The 17,914-nt window shown below is 66.0% G+C and carries 13 protein-coding genes; 2 read left to right on the forward strand and 11 right to left on the reverse strand.

Annotation, left to right across the window (positions count from 1 at the left end):
• Both BTO02_RS24970 and BTO02_RS24975 read left to right on the forward strand, forming a co-directional pair.
• Positions 1 to 972, forward strand: a complete 972-nt coding sequence (locus tag BTO02_RS24970) for a GDP-L-fucose synthase family protein (RefSeq protein ID WP_075161356.1) — start codon at positions 1 to 3, stop codon at positions 970 to 972.
• 95 nt (positions 973 to 1,067) lie between these two features.
• Complete coding sequence (locus BTO02_RS24975; RefSeq protein WP_083615357.1) at positions 1,068 to 1,679, forward strand: putative colanic acid biosynthesis acetyltransferase; 612 nt, start codon at positions 1,068 to 1,070, stop codon at positions 1,677 to 1,679.
• A gap of 385 nt (positions 1,680 to 2,064) precedes the next feature.
• Here BTO02_RS24975 and BTO02_RS24980 read toward each other — a convergent pair whose 3' ends face one another.
• The 11 genes from BTO02_RS24980 to BTO02_RS25030 form a co-directional block, all read right to left on the reverse strand.
• On the reverse strand, positions 2,065 to 3,204 hold the full coding sequence (locus BTO02_RS24980) for an acyltransferase family protein (protein ID WP_075159860.1): 1,140 nt from the start codon (positions 3,202 to 3,204) through the stop codon (positions 2,065 to 2,067).
• A gap of 139 nt (positions 3,205 to 3,343) precedes the next feature.
• Positions 3,344 to 3,913 (reverse strand): hypothetical protein, encoded by a 570-nt coding sequence (locus BTO02_RS24985; protein ID WP_156883979.1) that lies wholly within the window; start codon positions 3,911 to 3,913, stop codon positions 3,344 to 3,346.
• A gap of 4 nt (positions 3,914 to 3,917) precedes the next feature.
• A complete protein-coding gene (locus BTO02_RS24990) occupies positions 3,918 to 5,171 on the reverse strand; it encodes a glycosyltransferase (RefSeq protein WP_198039317.1) in 1,254 nt (417 codons plus the stop codon).
• Positions 5,168 to 6,301 carry a glycosyltransferase gene (locus tag BTO02_RS24995; RefSeq protein ID WP_075159862.1) on the reverse strand — a complete coding sequence of 378 codons (1,134 nt, stop codon included), beginning with the start codon at positions 6,299 to 6,301 and terminating at the stop codon, positions 5,168 to 5,170. The genes BTO02_RS24990 and BTO02_RS24995 overlap by 4 nt, the downstream gene beginning before the upstream one ends.
• 103 nt (positions 6,302 to 6,404) lie before the next feature.
• Positions 6,405 to 7,601, reverse strand: coding sequence for a glycosyltransferase family protein (locus BTO02_RS25000; RefSeq protein WP_075159863.1), 1,197 nt, complete (start codon positions 7,599 to 7,601; stop codon positions 6,405 to 6,407).
• Positions 7,598 to 8,863: a hypothetical protein gene (locus BTO02_RS25005; protein WP_075159864.1), complete on the reverse strand. Its 1,266-nt coding sequence runs from the start codon at positions 8,861 to 8,863 to the stop codon at positions 7,598 to 7,600. The genes BTO02_RS25000 and BTO02_RS25005 overlap by 4 nt, the downstream gene beginning before the upstream one ends.
• A 34-nt stretch (positions 8,864 to 8,897) precedes the next feature.
• Positions 8,898 to 9,854: a glycosyltransferase family 2 protein gene (locus BTO02_RS25010; protein WP_075159865.1), complete on the reverse strand. Its 957-nt coding sequence runs from the start codon at positions 9,852 to 9,854 to the stop codon at positions 8,898 to 8,900.
• A 17-nt stretch (positions 9,855 to 9,871) separates the two neighbouring features.
• Positions 9,872 to 11,320: a lipopolysaccharide biosynthesis protein gene (locus BTO02_RS25015; protein ID WP_198039318.1), complete on the reverse strand. Its 1,449-nt coding sequence runs from the start codon at positions 11,318 to 11,320 to the stop codon at positions 9,872 to 9,874.
• A gap of 7 nt (positions 11,321 to 11,327) precedes the next feature.
• Complete coding sequence (locus BTO02_RS25020) at positions 11,328 to 13,298, reverse strand: acyltransferase family protein (protein WP_075159867.1); 1,971 nt, start codon at positions 13,296 to 13,298, stop codon at positions 11,328 to 11,330.
• A 139-nt stretch (positions 13,299 to 13,437) separates the two neighbouring features.
• Positions 13,438 to 15,582: a right-handed parallel beta-helix repeat-containing protein gene (locus BTO02_RS25025; RefSeq protein WP_083615361.1), complete on the reverse strand. Its 2,145-nt coding sequence runs from the start codon at positions 15,580 to 15,582 to the stop codon at positions 13,438 to 13,440.
• Positions 15,583 to 15,585: 3 nt separating this feature from the next.
• Positions 15,586 to 17,886: a polysaccharide biosynthesis tyrosine autokinase gene (locus BTO02_RS25030; protein ID WP_083615362.1), complete on the reverse strand. Its 2,301-nt coding sequence runs from the start codon at positions 17,884 to 17,886 to the stop codon at positions 15,586 to 15,588.
• Positions 17,887 to 17,914 lie beyond the last annotated feature (28 nt).

A 17,914-nucleotide genomic window follows, 5' to 3' on the forward strand; every position in this document is an offset into this window, starting at 1 on the left:
ATTGCCAAACGCAAGCGCGTATTCGTCGCGGGGCACCGCGGCATGGTCGGCTCGGCAATCGTGCGGCGGCTCGAGGCCGACGGCAACGTCGACGTGGTCAAGCGTAGCTCGAAGGAGCTCGATCTGACCAACCAGTCGGCCGTGCGCGATTTCTTCAGTTCCCAGCGCATCGACGTCGTGTATCTCGCCGCGGCGCGCGTCGGCGGCATCCATGCGAACGATACGTATCCGGGCCAGTTCATCTACCGCAACCTGATGATCGAATCGAATGTGATTCACCAGGCCGCGCAGACGGGCATCGAACATCTGTTGTTCCTCGGTTCCTCGTGCATCTATCCGAAGCACGCGCCCCAGCCGATCGTCGAAGACGCGCTCCTGACCGGTCCGCTCGAGGAAACCAACGAGCCGTACGCGCTCGCGAAGATTGCGGGCATCAAGCTCTGCGAGTCGTATAACCGCCAGTACAAGGTTGATTACCGCAGCCTGATGCCGACCAATCTCTACGGCCCCGGCGACAACTATCACCCCGTGAACAGCCACGTGATTCCCGCGCTGATCCGCCGCTTCCACGAGGCGAAGGAAAGCGGCGCGCCGAGCACGGTGCTCTGGGGCACGGGACAGGTGCGCCGCGAGTTCCTGCATGTCGACGATCTCGCATCGGCCTGCGTGCTGACCATGAACGTGCCGAAGGGCGTCTACTACTCGGTCGCTTCGCCGCGCTGTTCGCATCTGAACGTCGGCTCGTCGACCGACGTGACCGTGCTCGAGATTGCGCAGATGGTCGCGCGTGTGGTCGGCTACACGGGCCGCATCGAGCACGACCTGACGAAGCCGGACGGTACGCCGCGCAAGCTCATGAGCAGCGAAAAGCTGGCCTCGCTGGGCTGGGAGCCACGCATCGGTCTCGAAGAGGGACTGCGCGGCGCGTACGAGGACTTTCTCGAGTCCGAGGCGCTCGCTGTCGCGCAATGAGGCAGCGGGTACAGGCGATGGAAAGCCGCGGCGAGGTGTCTCATGGGCACGTGCAAGGTCACGCATTTCGCAGCCCGCCGTCGCCGGTACAACCGATGCAGCCCATACCGCATCCGTCGGCGGATGCCGATGTCGAGGCGGCCTCGGTACCGGGCCGCTATCTGAACCTTGCGCTGTTCAAGGTGCCGGCCGGCTTTCGCGGCCGGCCGGGCTGGTACGTGCAGCTATGGTGGGTCGTGCAGGCGCTGCTGTTCCGGCCGTCGCCGCAAATCGCCTACGGCTGGCGGCGCATGCTGCTGCGTTGCTTCGGCGCGCGCGTCGGCGTCGGCGCAATCATCCGGCCGACCGTGCAAGTCACGTATCCGTGGAAGGTCACGATCGGCGATCACGCCTGGATCGGCGACGACGTCACGCTGTATTCGCTCGGCCCGATCGACATCGGCGCGCATTCGGTCGTCTCGCAGAAGTCGTATATCTGCGCCGGCGATCACGACTACGAGAGCGTCGATTTCGCGATTCGCGGACGGCCCGTGCGGATCGGCACGCAGGTCTGGATCGCCTCCGATGTGTTCGTCGCGCCCGGCGTGACGATCGATGACGGCGTTGTCGTCGGCGCACGCAGCACCGTGGTGCGCTCGCTGGAAAAAGGATTCGTGTACGTGGGCAACCCGGCGCGTGCGGTGAAGCCGCGCAAACCGAGCGTGTGACATTCCTCGCGCGCGACGCGGCGTTGCTCGTCGTGTCGCGCTCACTCGTTTCCGGTATCGCGCTTCTTTTTCGTGGTCCATGCACGATCCGACTGCGGCGCGCGAGTGTCTCATCTCCCAACCACGCTACCCGTCGCGACGATCCTATAGCTTCCCGTTGCATTCGCCTCATGCCGGCTAGCGCTTAGCGCGTATGCCAGCCATCTATCCATCATCGTAAATGCCAGCTCGCCGAGGCGGGCGATGATCGCTGGCGCGCCCGCGGGCACGCTGCTGCTGATCGATCCACTTTCCTTTGAAGAAGATCCAAAAGCCTAAGGCCCTCTGCACCCGAGTGCAAAGGGCCTCCGTTATCTTCGACAACGATGCAAAACTTTGCGCTTGCCTAGGACGTCGCTCTCGTCACATCCTCGATAGCAGCCGCCTTCCGCTCGGCCGGGAACAACGCATTGCGAATCTTGAGGAAAGGAAACTCGATGGCTCGCGTCGTCACGTAGCCCAGAGCGATGGCGATGACAAACTGCGCCGTCATGATGGCCGCCCAGGCGGGGATCGCCGGCACATGCAGCGCGGTAGCCTTGCGAATCAGCATGTCCGCCGGCGCGAGCGCCAACGAATGCCACAGGTAAATGCCGTAGGAGTACACGCCGATCCACGCAATCAGCCGATAAAGCATCATCTCGCGTATGGGCCGCGAATACTCCACCGTCAACACGATCAATGCGCAGAATCCGATTGCCTGAATCGTATATCCGATGCTCCGGTCGAGCGGCACGTTGCGCGTGCCGAATACGAGCCACAGCACGAGGCCGAGCACCGCGGCGATCAGAAGACCCTTGCGGCCGGCGATCGCGCGATACGCCGCCGGCTTCATCCAGTACAGCGCCGCGAGCATCACGCCGAACAGCAGACTGTCGATGCGATATTGCGTGTAGAAGGCCGTCTCGTCGATCAGACCGTCGTGCACAGCGACGCATCGGGCGATCAGCACCGCCACGCAGATCGAGCCGAGCACCACGAGCATCGTATCGATGCGCGCCCGAAAACGTGCGAGCACGATCAGCAGCAGCGGCAGGAACAGGTAGAAATGCTCCTCGACGGCAAGACTCCATGTCTGCGCGATCGACGAGCCGAAGTAGTTCTGCGTGTGCGTCAGGTTCTGCACGAGGAAGGTGTCGAGCGGATGCCGTCCCGCAGTCACATGAAACAGAATCAGCACGTAATACGCGGGCCAGATCTTGAAGATGCGCCGCACGATAAAGCGCGTTGCGTCGATGCGCCCTTCCTGGGCGTACTGCTTGAGCAGCAAGCCACCGACCAGAAAGCCCGACAGCGTGAAGAACAGATTCACGCCTTCCAGTCCGAAGCTCTTCAGCGGATACTCGATCGCGGCAACCACCGCGCTGCCGGTCGGAAAAGAGTGAAAGTGAGTCCCCATCACCGCGATGATTGCGATTCCCCGAATAAAGTCGAGTTCGATCGATCGCTTGCCTCCGGGAATGCGTGTCGCGCCGAACAGGCTCATGGTTCCCCCTACAAGATCGCACTGAGTATGAACGGCATCCCGCCTGCGCACATCATCGCGACCCGCCAGGATATCGCCGTGCGTCGCCAAGTGCAGGTCGGGTTTTCGAACGATGTCACCCGTGAACGGCGAACGCGGTTCATTGTTTGTCCGCTGCGCCAAACCTGTAATTGTCGGTCGGCGGGACGTCGGTGGGCGACTTGTAGAGCGAATCGGCATTGCGCCCTATCTGGTCGGCACCGTAGGCGTAGTCGTAAAAGCTGTGCGGCGCCGAGCCGGCGGATGCGCCGCTGGCGGCCGTCAGCTTCAACTTCGGTGCTTTGCCGCCAGACGATCCGGAACTCGAACCCGACGCACCCGCGTGGCCGCCCGCCATGCCGCCGAGGCCTTGCGAACCTCCGCCGCCAGCGGATCCCATCATCGAGCCTGCCGAACTGCGTTGCCCGAATCCGCCCGAGATGCCGCCGAATCCGCCGCCCGACGAGCCGGGCATGCGGCCGATTCCGCTCCCCTGCGACGACGCACCGATGCCGCCCGAGGAGCCCATGCGCAGCGACGAGGTCATGCCGCCTCTGCGGTTCTGATTGCCGTTCATCGCTTGCGCAAGCGCAGTTGCGGGCGCGAGCGACATCAGGGCGACGCTTACCGTGCAGGCGAAACAGAGACCCGATAGCGCAGCCAGCCTGGTTCGGCGAGTCATCTCTTTCATGGCGCTAGCGCTTGCTCGAAGCGGACGCGAGATTCACGCTGCCGACCAGCTGGCGCGCGGCGGTCTCGATCCGGAAATGACGCTCGTAGCAGGCGAGCGCGGTATCGCGCATGGCCTCGCGCGAGGCGGCGGTCGTCTCGCGCGCCCAGCGCCGCAGCGCATCGGCCACGCTGTCGCGCGTGTCGTCGCACACCCAGCCGCCGCCGGAGGCCTCGATTTCGCGCCAGATGTTGACCTTGTTCGTGATGATCACCGGCGTGCGCGAGGCCAGCGCCTCGACGACCGCGATACCGAAATTTTCCTGGTGCGACGGCAGCACGAACACTTCGGCCGTGCGCAATGCGCTCCATTTGATCTCGCCGGCGAGCATGCCGGTCCAGACGATGCGCCGAGCGATACCGCGCGCGGTGGCCACGCCCTTGAGCCGCTCGAGCAAGGCGGGCTCGGCTGGGCCCGCGATCACGAGGCACAGCTCGCTATCGAGCGCCGCGATATCGGCGAAGGCATCGATCAGCAGATCGCATCCTTTCTTCTCGTGGATGCGCGAGAGGAACAGCAGCACGCGCTTGTTCCGGACCTCGGGGAACGCGTTGCGAAACGTCTCTGCCGGAACGTCGCCGCCATCGGGCACCGAGTCGATGCCGAAGCCGTTGACCGCGAGCCGGTGCCGTGCCGTCAGAAACGGCCGGCGCGCGAGCTCGAGCTCGGTTTCGCAAGTGAACAGCACGCGCTCGGCGCGATTGAACACCCACCGTTCGAGCAAGGCCCAGTAGATCCGCTTCTTCAGATGCTTTTTCGGGTACGTGTGCTGAAACCAGGGGTCGAGCATGCCGTGCGGGAACACGAATAGCGGCGTGCGCGAGCCGATCACGCCGGACCACGCGGCGACGCTGTGAAATTGCCAGATGCCGTGCACCACGAATGCATCGAAGCGCGCGCGGTTCGCGCGCAGCCAGCGCACGAGCGGCATACTCAAGCCGTAGAAGCCGCGGCCCGGCCCGACGCGATGCACGGGCGCATCGACGCGCTCGAAAGCGGGGCCGTCGGGCGCATCGAGCGTCACGACTTCGCTTGCGCAGCCGAATGGCGTCATATGCCTTACCAGCTGCACGACCGCTTCGGCGACGCCGCCCATGCGCGGGTCCAGCGACGGCAGGATATGCAGCACACGCAGCGCGTGGCGGCTCGTCGACGACACCGTTGCGGTCGGCGGCGTGGATGGCAGCTGGTCGGCCGCTGGGGATTCGACTCGATTCACAGGTAGAACTCCTTGGGCCGCGGCGCGTCGCCGATCCGATGCCGGACGATCTGTTCGAAGTACGAGGCGCCGGCGCGCGCGGTCAATCGTTCGCGCGCCCATTTCACGCGAATCCGGCGCGAGCCCATCGACAGCGCGCCGCTGCGTTCGAGGTCGGCAATCGCCGCGGCGATCGCGCGACTGTCGCCCGGTCGCACGACGCGGCCGTTGCGCGGAAGGTCGAGCAGGATCGACGCACCCGCGCAGCGCGAGGCGACGACTGCTGCGCCTGCCATCAAGGCCTCGCTGACGACCGCGCCCCAGCCGTCGTCCTTGCTGATCGACGGCAGCACGAGCACATCGAATTCGCGCATGCGGCGCTGAACCTCTTCGATTGGCAGCACGCCGCAGAACTCGGCGTCGACGCCGGACTCGCGCGCTTGCGCGACGAGACGCTCGCGCAACTCGCCGTCGCCGATCAGCGTGAGCCGCGCGCGAGGGGCGAGCTCGCGCATCGCCGGCAGCAGGAACTGCACGCCTTTCTTTTCGATCAGCCGGCCGACGTAGGCGATGCGCAATTGCGCGGCGCTCGTGCGCGGCGCATCGATTTCCGCGGGCGGCGGCAGGAAGTACGCGAACGGAAACACGCGCTCGCGCCGGTAACCGACCGAACGGAACCAAGGCGGACCATGCCGGCCGATCGCGAGTACGAACTGCACCTGGCGGCGTAGCGCGGCTTCGGTCATCCACGATTGAACGTAGCGGACCACGCCCGCGAGGCCCGCGTTGTCGCGCGGCTCCGACATGATCGCGAACGCACGCCGCTCGCGCCGCACGATCTCGAGCGCGGTCGTCAGCGTGCTGAACCAGCGGATTCCAGAGAACACGTGCAGGCACCACTCGCCGCCGCGTTGCACGAGCGCGGCGATCTCCTGAGCGGACGGCGCGACCACGGTCGGCGGCAACGCCGCCGAACCGTCGCCCCAGCCGAGTGCCTGACGCGCCTCGGGTACGCCTTCGTGCGCGACGCAGCTCACTTCGACGCCTGGGCCGAAGCGTTCGGCGACCGCATTGATGAACGCCGACTTGTGCGGCGACACACACGGTTCCCAGAAAACGATGCGCGAATAGAGTGGCGATGGCGTGTTCATGTCAGTACGCGCCTGGCAATGGCGGGGCAGCCGGCGAGCAGCGTGTCGGCCGGCAGGATCGCGAGGTTGGCCGCAAGGTTGCGCAGCGCGCAGAGGATGCGTTTCATCGTGGGCTCAGTTCCGGAGTAACGCCGAGGAATTCGACGAGACGCCGTCCGACCGACCGGCGGCTGCATCGCTCGACGATCCTGCGTTGTCCGGCCGCGGCGATCGCGGCATACCGCTCGGGATCGGCGGCGATCGCGGCGAGCAGATTCGCGAGCGTGGCGGCCTGGGCATCGGGCAGGATCGCCGCAGTGTCGCGGTCGAACAGTAGCGGGATATCGCTGACGTCGGTGGTCAGCACCAGCAGCCCATGGCTCGCGAATTCGATGACCTTCGACGGAAACGTCGTCGCATTGAGCTCGCTGTCCGGCAGCTTCAGCGAGAGGCCGACGTCGGCACGCGCAAGAATCTGCTTGTACTCGTCGGGACCGGTGTCCTGACGCACGTCGAGCGTGAAGCCGGTTGGTGCGAGTTCGCGCGCGAGCGCGGCCAGCTTGTCGCCGCCGCCGAAACCGGTGACAACGAAACGCGTGCGCACGCCGAGTTCGGGGCGCTCGCGCGCGAGAGTGCGCAAGGCCGCGATGAACAGATCCAGGCCGGTGTCTGGGTTGATCGAGCCGCCATAGAGGAAGGTGACGCTCGAGCCAAATGCCGTGCGCCGCGGCCCGAAGTCCGGCGATACGCCGTTCACCACGCACGCATCGTCGACCTTCATCATGTCGGCAAGCGTTTGCGAGACGACGATCGCGCGCGGGCTGCAGACGCGCGACATCAAACGCAGGCTGAAGCGGTTCATATAGCCGCGCAGGTTCTTTTCGTCGGTGCGCGGACCGTCCTCGAGATCCATCACGATCCGGTCCCGGCCGAGCCGCCAGCGCAGGACGGCCGCCACGGGCACGTATTCGGGGAAGTAGTTGTAGAACACCACGCCGTCGCCGCCGCGTATGTGGCGCATCGCAAAGGCAAGGTAGACGAGCGCCGCGAACACGCGGTTCAGCCCGCGCACGCTGATCGCTGGCAGATACGCGCAGGCGAGCTGCTGGTCGCGGCAGACGAAGCCGCCGAAGTATCGCCGTTTCGGGCTTGCGGTGACGATCGGGGAACTGACGATCAGCGACGCGCCGGTCTGGCTGCGTACTCCGGCGGCCATGCCCATGACCTTGTTGGAGGCAGCGTTGACGGGAAAGGTCGTGCCGTTGTGCCGGTTGTAGCGGGGCAGGACGATCGGCGCGAAAAAGAATTGGCGTGGCTTCATGAGTTCTGAACCGAAGGGGTGGGCACGGCGTGCCGGTTGCCGACGTCGTACAGACGCGGCTCTGTCAGACGGGTCAGCGCATGGAGATCCGTCGTCGCGCGCACCTGGCGTGCAACGTGTACCGCGAAAATCACCATGACGAGCTTGTCGAAGTCCGCCGTTACGCCGCTCTGGCAAAACAGCAGCAGCAGGAACAGCGCGCAGATGCCGCCGCCCGCCACGCGCAGCAGCATGCCGATCACGGCGAAGCCGAGCCAGCCATACTCGAATAGCATGTTGAACACGCCGTTCTGAAACGGCACGTCCTCGAAGCGCTGAATCATGCGCAGACGGACGAAGTATTCGAGCGACGTCGTCTCCGGCACGCCGAACGGTACCTTGAACAACACGTGGCCGAGTATTTCAAACGGCTGGAATATGCGCAGACCCGTCGATACGTCGTTGCCCGACAGAATTCGTTCGATCCGGCTAGGCTCGGCCGCGAACACCGGCAACGCGAGCGCTGCCAGCCCGAGCGCCGCGAGGCAGATCATCACGCTCTTGTTGATGTGGCGGTGGTAGAACGCCCCCATGACGGCGAGATTCGCGACGAGCCCGAACATCGTCTGCGAGATCAGGCAGGCGACCAGCGCCAGGACGTTCGCGGCGAGCCGCGGGCGGCCGCGCAGCAGATGCAGGCACAGGAAGTTCAGGAACAGGCTCACGCCGCCGAGATACGACGGCTCCGAGAAAGTCGCCGTCGAGCGGATTTTGAAATCGAGGCCGTGTTCGGCCGCGTGCTGGGCCCACGTGGCCGCAAGCGCGTTGTCGTTGCTGTTCACGAAGAAGCGCGTCGGCACGAACAGCGCAATGCCTTTGCGAGTCGCGATCGATTGCAGCAGCGCGAGGCCGGTCAGCGCGAGCAGCATCAGCAACGGCCACCAGCCGTTGAACTTGGCGATGTTGTGGCGCGGCTGACCGTTGAGCCCCCAGGCGAGCAGCAGCATGCCGACGGCCAGCCGTGCTTCGCGCGGCATGTTGGGCATTTCAGGCAGGTAGATCGTGTTCCAGAGCAGGCTCAGCGACGTGGCGATCACGAGGATGCCGGTGGTCAGCGGCGTGATGCGCATGCGCGTGTTCAATGCGAGCGCGACGAAAAGGAGCGCGGAGACCGACGCGAAATAGTTGATCCCGTACTGGATCGCGGGCACGAGCAGAATCAGCCCGTGCGCAAACGGATTGGCGCGGAAGTCCGCACGCATGCGCGCGATCAGGTGTTTCATGAGGCGCCTCCCGCCGGGCAATGCATGGCAGCGTTCATGCGGTGACCTCGACGGTCTCGACATGCCGCATGCCGAGCAGCCGGCCGTACAGCGCCTTGCCGCCGCGAGCGCCGAGCAGGCCGATCGCGAGCCAGAACGCGGTGCGCTTCGAACCGCGGTCGGCGATCAGCGCGCGCACGAAGAAGTCGACCGAGGCGAGATAGCTCGAGCCGAGCCGCGCCTTGCCGTTCGCGATCAGCGCATCGACCTGGACGCGCCGCCGGAACGCCGCGAAGTCGGTGTGCGTGTTCATTTCGGCGCCCCACTTTTCTTCGATCGCGGCGAGGCCGGCCATGCGCCGCTGCAGGTTCACGCTCGTGCGGTCGCCGCCGTGCTGGATGAAGGTCACGAGCGCGTCGTCGACGTAGCCGAAATTGCCGAACGAGAGGCAGCGCAGCCACATGTCGAAATCCTGGAAGCTCGGCAGCGTTTCGTCGAACAGGCCCGCCTCGACGAGCACGGCCTTCCTGACCAGCACAAGGCTCGTCGAGGTCGGGCATTCGCCGCCGAGCGCCTGCGTGCGCGTGAGCACCGGCGCGCTCGGGCGGCAGCGCCGCGCGTGATTGAACTCGACGTCGACGTCGATGTAGTGGCATAGCGCGGCGACGTACGGCGTGCGCTCGAGCAGCGCGACCTGCTCGCGGATCTTGCCGGGCATCCAGAGGTCGTCGTCGTCGAGAAACGCGATGCACTCGCCGCGCGCGCGCAGGATGCCCGTATTGCGCGCGCCGCACGCGCCTTTGGTGCGCGCATTGGCAATCACGATCACGTTCTCGCCGAGGCCGGCGAGCGCGTCGCGGACCGCCTGCTGCTCGGCGGGCTCGGTGTTGTCGTCGACCACGATGACCTCGAGCGCCGGATAGTCCTGCGCGAGCACGGTTTCGACTGCGCGACGGACCATCTTCGCGCGGCGGTAGGTCGGGATGACCGCGGTGACCAGGGGCGTGTTCATCGATAGCTCCTCACGGTTCAGGCGAAGCGCAGCACGCGGCGCAGCGCGAACATCTGTTCAGGGTTGAAACGGTTGACGTGCCAGAGGCCGTAGGCAGCGCCGACGAGGCCCGCCACGATCAGGCGCGCGAGCGCCGGCCAGTCGAGCGAGCCGATCGCGCGGCTCGCGAGCATCGCAAACAGACACACGCCGACGCCGAGCACGACTTGCCAGCGCAGCGCGCGATAGAGCGCGCTGAACGGCATCTCGAGCAGGCGCGCCGTCACGCCGAGGTGAATCGGCGCGCTCGTCAGCGTGGCGACGAGATATCCGGCGGCGATGCCTTGCACACCCCAGTGCGCGCCGACGAGCCAGCAGGCGATATGCAGTACCGCGACGCAGAAGTTCAGGATCAGCAGCCAGTCCGTGCGGCCTTTGACCATGAATACGGCGGGCGCCGTGCTCAACACCGACTGCACGAACCCGACCGGCGCGAGCCAGACGAGCAGCGTCGCGACGCCAGCCCATTTGGGGCCGAGCGCGACCGCGATAAACGGCTCGCGCAGCGCGACGAGGCCACCCATCAGCGGCGCCGTGATCAGCGCGACGAACGACACGCTTTGCAGATAGCTCTCGCGCTGCTTGTCGGGGTCGGTCTGATGCGCGCTCAACACCGGGTAGAGCGCCTTGGACGCGACGAAAGCGATGCTCTGCAGCGGATAGAGCATGATCTTGAACGCGAGCGAGTAGGGGCCGAGCGCGATCGCGCCGAGCACCTTGCCGACGATCATCGAATCGGCATTGCGGTTCAGGTAGATCACGAGGTTCGACAGCGTGAGATTCGACGAGAAGCCGAAGATGTTGCGGACTTCCTTGCCGTCCCAGTGCAGCGTCGGGCGCCACGAGGAGGCGAGATACATCTGCGCCGACGACATGGTCGAAGTCACGAGCGCCTGTACGACGAGACTCGTGAGCCCGAGACCGAAACGTGCCGAGACGATCGCGGCGCACATGCCGCTCGTGTACGAGAGCACGTCGGAGCGCGCGACCGTGCGGAACTGCGATGCGCGTTCGAGCAGCGCCTGGTGCGCGGCGCCGAAGGCCATGATCGGGAAGGTGAGGGCGAGCCAGCACAAGACGTGGCTCAGCGACTCCGAGTGGAACAGCCGCGCGATCGGCACTGAGAACGCGACGATCGCGAGCGCGACCGCCGAGCCGGCGCTGATATTCACCCAGAACACCGAATTCGCGAGCGTCGGCGACATGTCGCGGCTGCGGATCAGCGCGGGACCCGTGCCCATGTCGCGCAAGAGTCCCGCGAAGTTGGTCACGACCGTGGCGAGCGCCATCACGCCGAAGTCGGTGGGGCTCAGCAGATGCGAGAGGATCGACAGGCCGACGAGCTGGACCACGCTCTTGGCGATCTGTGCGCTGGCGAGCCAGCGCGCATTGCGTCCGACCGATGGCAAAGGTTGGGGAGTGGACATAGTCGCATCAGCTCGCATCGAAGAGTGGGCGGAACAGCGGGCTCAGCCGCCGGCTGCCGCGCTCGCTGAGGTGGTCGCTATCGATATAAAGCGGGATCAGCGCCTGCGAGCCGTAGCAGCGGGCATCGCGGCACAGCAAGGGCAGCGGATCGAGCGTCTTGACGCCGCAGCTCGCCGCGGCGTCGTCGATCGCCGCGCGCGCGACGGCGTTGCGCTTGAAATAAGCGGCCTCGGAGATCGACACATCGACCGTATGCCTGCCGAGGATCAACGATTTCGCGAGCGTGTTCGGCACATCCTCGTTCATCTCGGGAATCGGCATCAGCACATACACGGGCCGGCTCTGCGCAAGCGTGCAGAGATCCCGCGTCAGGAAGCTCGCGAAGCGCGTGCGGCGTTCGGCCGGATCGGCGAGCGGTCGTTCGCCGTTGTAGCCGATCAGCATGGTCGGGTCGTCGACCGTGTTCTTGCCGTCGACATACATCGAGAACCGCGCGACGACGATGACCGGCACGCTCGGCGGGTACTGTTTGAGATCTTCGGCAACGTGCTTCGCGAATTTGCGGCACGGCTCCTCGGTGTACTTGCCGAATCGGCTCGCGCCGACGAATGGCGGGCAGCCGGACGTGCCGTAGAACATCACGCTGTCGTGAGATTCGGCGGCCGCCGCGACGACGCCGGGAATGACCGCGTTGCCGTGACTGTCGCCCCAGACGATTGCGCCGATCTTCGGCGAGTCCCCGTATTGGCAGCCGATTTCGCGCGAGCCGTCGAGCATGCGCTGCACGCTCCTGTTCAGGCACTCGACGCGGCGCGGATCGAAATCGGTGCTCTCCGCGGAAGCGAGCCGCGCCGCGCTCGGCAGTCGCGCGGCCGCGCCGTTCGAGAAGGTGACCGCCGTGCAGGCGAGCACGACCGCGACCGGCACGCTCGCGAGCGTGGCGAGCCCGCGCAGGCCGAAGCGTTCGCGCAGGCCCGCGGCGCGGCGTTCGACGAGCTCGTACGAGAGGAAGCCGAGCAGCACCGAGAGCGCAAGCCCGCTCGCGATAACCGCCGGATCGTGATCCGGCAAATCGAAGTAGCGGATCAGCACGGTCAGCGGCCAGTGCCACAGATAGATCGAATACGACCAGCGTCCGAGCAGTTGCAGCGGCTTGAAGGTCGAGAACGCGCTGTCGTTCGCGCACGCGAGGATGACGAGCGCCGCGCCGAGCGCCGGCACGAGCGTCATGACGCCGGGCCAGTCGTAGGCCTCGGTGAAGAACATGCCCGCGCAGACGATCGCGGCGAGACCGATCGCCTGGAGTATCGAGGCGGCGCGCGCGTCGAACGCGAAGCGCCCGGCGTTGAGCATCACGAGACCGCCGGCCACCATCTCCCAGGCGCGCGTCGGCAGCAGGAAGAAGTTGGCCTCGGGTGCGCTGCGCGCGATCACCGGGTCGAGCGCGAACGAGATAAGCCCGATCAGCACCAGCAGCACCTGGAACGCGCCGCGCTTGTTGCCGAACACGCGCGCGCCGAGCATCAGGATGATCGGATACACCATGTAGAACTGCCATTCGACCGCGAGCGACCACGTATGCAGCATCCACTTGGACTGCGAGGACGCGTCGAAATAGCCGGCTTCGCGCCAGAACACGAAGTTCGAGATGAAAGTCAGCGACGCGCCCGCATGCTCGGCGAGCAGCTTGTACGCGCGCTGGTCGAGATAGAACCAGCCGAACACCATCAGCACCGCGGCGAGCACCGCGAGCGCGGGCACGATCCGCGTAAAGCGCGCAACGTAGAAGTCCCACAGGCTGAAACGCGTCTTCTCGAGCCGGCCGACGACGATCGACGTCATCAGATAGCCCGAGATCACGAAGAACACATCGACGCCGATAAAGCCGCCGTTGAAGCCCGGAGTCTGGAAGTGGAACAGCGCGACGAGCGCGACCGCCACTCCTCTTAGGGCATTGATGTCTTGTCTGAAGCGCATGATGCTGCGTGTTCCGAGTGAAAGACCTTGAGGGATCCTTGCCGGCAATGCGTGATGCCGTTGCCTGCTGCGGCCGGTCGTGCTGCGTATCCTGTGCTGCTGCGAACCTGGTTGACTAACCAGCCTCGCTGACTGCTGGTTACCTGCTGGCCGCCGTCGCGGGCCGCTTGCCGGCGCCCTCGGCATCGAGCGGGCGGAACGGCGACAACTGGAATCCCTCGTGCAGCGCCGGCGAAGACGGCGCGATCTGCAGATCGGCGAACGTGCTGCGTTGTCCGTCGGGCATCGCCTTCACGAAATTCACATCGCCTGCGCCGAACACCGGTCCGACGTCGATATACGGTGTCGCGCGCAGGTCGATCGAGGCCGCCTTGCCGCCGATCACCGCATTGCGGCGCAGGACATTGCCCTTCGGCGCGCCCGGCGCGTTCTCGAGCAGTGTCGCAAGGCTCGGGTAGCGGGTCGAGTAGGGCGGCTGGTTGTAGCGGACCAGCGCGAGCTGCTGCCTGAGCTGGCCGTTCGGATCGTTGGCGAGGCCCTTCTGCCACGAGAGTCCGCGCGAATCGATATGGATCGCCGGCGTGCAGTTCACGAACAGGTTGTCCTCGACCAGGTTGTCGCGCCCGCCGCCGATGAAGATCGCCTGATTGACCTTCGAGAACACATTGCGGCGGATTGTCGTGCCGCCGCCCTGGTCGTCGAGATAGATGCCCATCGTCGCCTGCGGTTGCGCGGCGCTGCCGATGTCGTGCAGGAAGTTGCCTTCGATCAGCGTGCCGCGCGCGGTCCAGTCGCGGCCCGTGTAGATCGCGCCCGTGTCGTCGGATTCCTGTGCGACGTGGTCGATCTCGTTGCCGCTGATCACATGGTCGTTGCCGCCGAAAATGATGGCGGCGTGCGGACCGTTGTAGATATGGTTGCGCTCGATCCGGTCGCCGACGCCCGTCATGCTGATCGCGGGCCGGTACGCGCGCGAACGCAGCGCGTAATCGTGGATCACGCTGTCTTCGATCGTGACGTTGCCGGCCGCGAGGGTCTGGCGGTTGCCCGCGAATACCACGAAGCCGCCTTCGCCCGTGTTCGACACGTCCATGAAGCGGTAATGGCTGTTGCTCGCGGTCGACCAGACCGCGACGCTGCCCGCGTTGCGCACCTTGGCGTGATCGATCTCGATGTTCTGGCCGCCGACGATCTCGATTGCGTTGCCGCGCGTGTACTCGAAGCCGAGATCGTGGATCGTCAGATTTCCCGCGGCGCTCGCGACGAGCAGCTGATTGGTGACGGACGCTTCGACGTCGCCGTCGGAGAGCGGCGCCGGCGGCCAGAAGTAGACCGTCATCGACGCGCGGTCGAGATACCATTCGCCGGGCCGGTCGAGTTGCGACAGCGCGTTCTCGAACACCATGCGCTGGCCCGCTTTCATGCCGAGCATGGGCGCCGGCCCGGCGAGCGTGACGATCCCCGAGGACGGGTCGACCGATTCGACGGGCAGCGTCGTATCGGCCCAGTTACGCGCCCAGTAACCCATCGCGCGCAACTCGGGTTCGGCCTTCAGCGCGTCGAGCGGCGCGCCCGCGACCGTGAAGCTCGTGCCCTTCTCGCCGCCCGGCAGCGACGCAATCGTCGCAAAACCGTGGCTCGGCCAGCGCGCGAGCGTCTGCGGTTCGCCGCGATAGAACAGTTCGAGCGGCGCGGGCGTGACGCGAATTCCAAAGCCCTGGCGCTCGAAGGTGCCCGCATCGTCGATGCCGCTATCGGCGAGCTTCGCGACGAGCACATGACTGCGCGCGGCAGCCGGCAGACGAGCCGCCGCCGTGTCGTTTGCGTCCGGCGCACGAAAACCGCGCACGATCTTCGCACCTGACAAGATAGTGCGGTCCGCGCCCGCGCCCGACAGACTGACCGGCGTACCGCGCCAGCTCGGGTCGAACCGTATCTGCAGCGGTTGCGCGAGCCGGTAGGTGCCCGGGCCGAGCACGATGTCGAGACGATCGGCCTTGCCGCCCGCGAAGCGCGACTTGCTTGCGGCGAGCACGGCCACCGCCGCGCGCAGCCCGAGCTCGCCGCTTGCCCGGGTGGGCGCGGTGGCGGCGCTCGCCTGTTCATCGGCCGGCGTATCGGTGGCGGCGGCGCTCACGTGAAGCGTCAGCGCGCTCGCGACGGCCGGCAGCAGGCACACGCCGAGCCCGAACCAGCGGGCGGCGCGCTGAGCCGGACCTGCGCTGTGCGATGAGGCGCGCCATGTGCTGCTCAACGAGGCGCGCAATGAAGTACGAAGAGTCATTGATCAGGCCTTCGCGTGGGCACGCGGCGCGCCCGGATAGGCGTAGGTGCCGTAACCGTAGGTCTTGTCGCCAGGCCGCGGCTTCACGTCGTTGAGCACGAGCCCGTCGAGCATCACGCCCACGTGCGCGAGGCGTTTGGCCGATTCCTTGATCTGCGCGACGGTCGTCGAACCCTGGCGCACCACGAGGAACGCGGAGCCCGCGAGCTGGCCGAGCGAACCGACGTCGGCGACCGCAAGCACCGGCGGCGTGTCGATCAGCACGACGTCGTACTGCTTCGCGATTTCCGCGACGAAGTTCGTGAAGCGCCTGCTCATCAGCAGTTCGGACGGATTGCTCGGCGCGACACCGCGTGCGAGCACATCGAGGCGCGGCAGCAACGCGCGGTGAACGACCTCTTCGAATGGCTTTTCGAGCGCGATCAGTTCCGCGAGCCCCGGGCCTTCGCGCTGGCCGAAATGGCGGTGCAGGTCGCCGTCGCGCATGTCGGCGTCGATCAGCAGGACGCGCTGCTGCGAGTTCGCGAGCACGGCCGCGAGATTGGCCGAGGTGAACGACTTGCCGACGCCAGGCGTCGGCCCTGACAGCAGCACGACGTTGTTGCTCGCTTCGAGCAGCAGAAACTGGAGCGCGGTGCGGAAGCTGCGCAGCGCCTCGATCGGCAGGCTGTCGCTGTCGGTGTGCGCGAGCAGCGTGATGCGGCCCGCTTGTGCCGGCGACCACATGCGTCCGTACGTACGCGTGTCGCGCGCCTGCTGCAGTTTGCTGTGCGGGATGCTCGCATAGACGGGCAGGCCGGTATCGCGTTCGATATCGCGCGCATGCATGACGGCCTGCGACAGTTGCCGGCGGAACCATGCGATCAGGCAGCCGCCGAACAGGCCCACCGCCGCGCCGAGCACCACCACGAGCTTGCGGTTCGGCTTGACGGGAATCTCCGACACGACCGCGGTATCGACGAGCCGCGCGTTGCCGGTCTTGCCCGCGCGCGCGATTCGCAACTGTTCGGCGCTGTTGAGCAGGCCCGTATAGAGATCGGTGTTGACCTGCACGTCGCGCTGCAGCCGCAGCTCGTTCTGTTCGAGCTGGGGCAGCTGGCGCGTTTTCGAATCGATCTGCGCGAGCCGCTGCCTGAGCACGGCCTCCTGATTCGTAATCGCGATCACGGCGGGGTGATCGTCGGTGAAGCGTGCGATCAGTTCGTTGCGCTTCTGTTCGAGATCGGCGAGCTTGTTCTGCGCGTCGACGGTCTGCTGAAGCACCGCCGCGCCTTCCTGCGTGAGGTCGATCGTCTGGTTGGCGGCGCGGAACCGGTTGTATGCGCTCTCCGATTCCTCGAGCTGATGCTTGAGTTGCGGCAACTGCTGGTTGAGGAACGCCAGCGACTTCTCGGCTTCGGCGGACTTGCGCTCGATGTTCTGGGCGATGTACTGCCGGCCGATCTCGGTGAGCACCGCGCTCGTCTGATGCGCGTCGCGGCCTTGCAGGCTCGCCTGGATCACATCCGAATCCTTGGAGGTCTGCGCGATGCGCATCGCCCGTTGCAGCGCCTCGACGGCCGTCACCTCGGAGACGCGCTTGAGCCAGAAGGTGCCGCCTGGCTGTGCATGGAGACTCGTGACGTCGGCCGTGAGCGGACCGTCCGCGGTCTGTGCCGTGAGCGGCTCGCCGACGTGGCCGCTCACGCGGATGCCGGCCTTGTCGTTCACGATCGTGTACTGGCCGTTCGGACCCGCGATCAGCTTGAACGGTTTGCCATACAGCGCCCGCGGCGGATCGAAGGTCGCGACCTGCGCCTGCTCCTGCGCCCATACGTAACCGCCATAGCCGAAGAAGCCCGGCGTCGACAGGCCCTTCTGCATGGTCGACCACCAGCGGCCGAATATCGGGAAGCGTTGCGGCTCGACGTCGATCGTGAGGCCCTGGCTGCGCACCGCGGGCGTGAGCACGAGCCGCGACTGCAGGATTTCCATCTCGTCCGAGGCCTCGGACTTGATGTCGAACATCTGCGACACGCTCGACAGCGTGTCGGTCGGCGAATTCGGATTGTCCTCGACCTGGATCAGGATGTCCGACTGGTAGATCGGCGCGGCGAGCACCGCATAGCCGATTGCGATGGCGGTCGTGACGGCGGTGATGCCCGTGATCATCCAGCGGTTGTCATAGAGCGTATCGATGAACGCGCTCGCATCGACGATGCTGCCCGCCGGCTCGGCGGCGGGCGCCGGATGGAGGGTGGCGACTTTCAGGCCGCGCCTGTCGTTACCGGGCTGCTTGTAAGACGGGTTAGTCGGTCGATCCACGGTACGGCTCCTGCTTCAATGAGTTGCA

The sequence above is a fragment of the Paraburkholderia sp. SOS3 genome (genome assembly GCF_001922345.1).
Classification (GTDB): domain Bacteria; phylum Pseudomonadota; class Gammaproteobacteria; order Burkholderiales; family Burkholderiaceae; genus Paraburkholderia.

Excerpts from the sequence above, each read along its gene's own strand:
- BTO02_RS24980 (WP_075159860.1), bottom strand. The coding sequence starts at position 3,204 with ATGAGCCTGTTCGGCGCGACACGCATTCCCGGAGGCAAGCGATCGATC.
- BTO02_RS24975 (WP_083615357.1), top strand. The coding sequence starts at position 1,068 with ATGCAGCCCATACCGCATCCGTCGGCGGATGCCGATGTCGAGGCGGCC.
- BTO02_RS25015 (WP_198039318.1), bottom strand. The coding sequence starts at position 11,320 with ATGTCCACTCCCCAACCTTTGCCATCGGTCGGACGCAATGCGCGCTGG.
- BTO02_RS25005 (WP_075159864.1), bottom strand. The coding sequence starts at position 8,863 with ATGAAACACCTGATCGCGCGCATGCGTGCGGACTTCCGCGCCAATCCG.
- BTO02_RS25010 (WP_075159865.1), bottom strand. The coding sequence starts at position 9,854 with ATGAACACGCCCCTGGTCACCGCGGTCATCCCGACCTACCGCCGCGCG.
- BTO02_RS24985 (WP_156883979.1), bottom strand. The coding sequence starts at position 3,913 with ATGAAAGAGATGACTCGCCGAACCAGGCTGGCTGCGCTATCGGGTCTC.
- BTO02_RS25000 (WP_075159863.1), bottom strand. The coding sequence starts at position 7,601 with ATGAAGCCACGCCAATTCTTTTTCGCGCCGATCGTCCTGCCCCGCTAC.
- BTO02_RS25025 (WP_083615361.1), bottom strand. The coding sequence starts at position 15,582 with ATGACTCTTCGTACTTCATTGCGCGCCTCGTTGAGCAGCACATGGCGC.
- BTO02_RS25020 (WP_075159867.1), bottom strand. The coding sequence starts at position 13,298 with ATGCGCTTCAGACAAGACATCAATGCCCTAAGAGGAGTGGCGGTCGCG.
- BTO02_RS24995 (WP_075159862.1), bottom strand. The coding sequence starts at position 6,301 with ATGAACACGCCATCGCCACTCTATTCGCGCATCGTTTTCTGGGAACCG.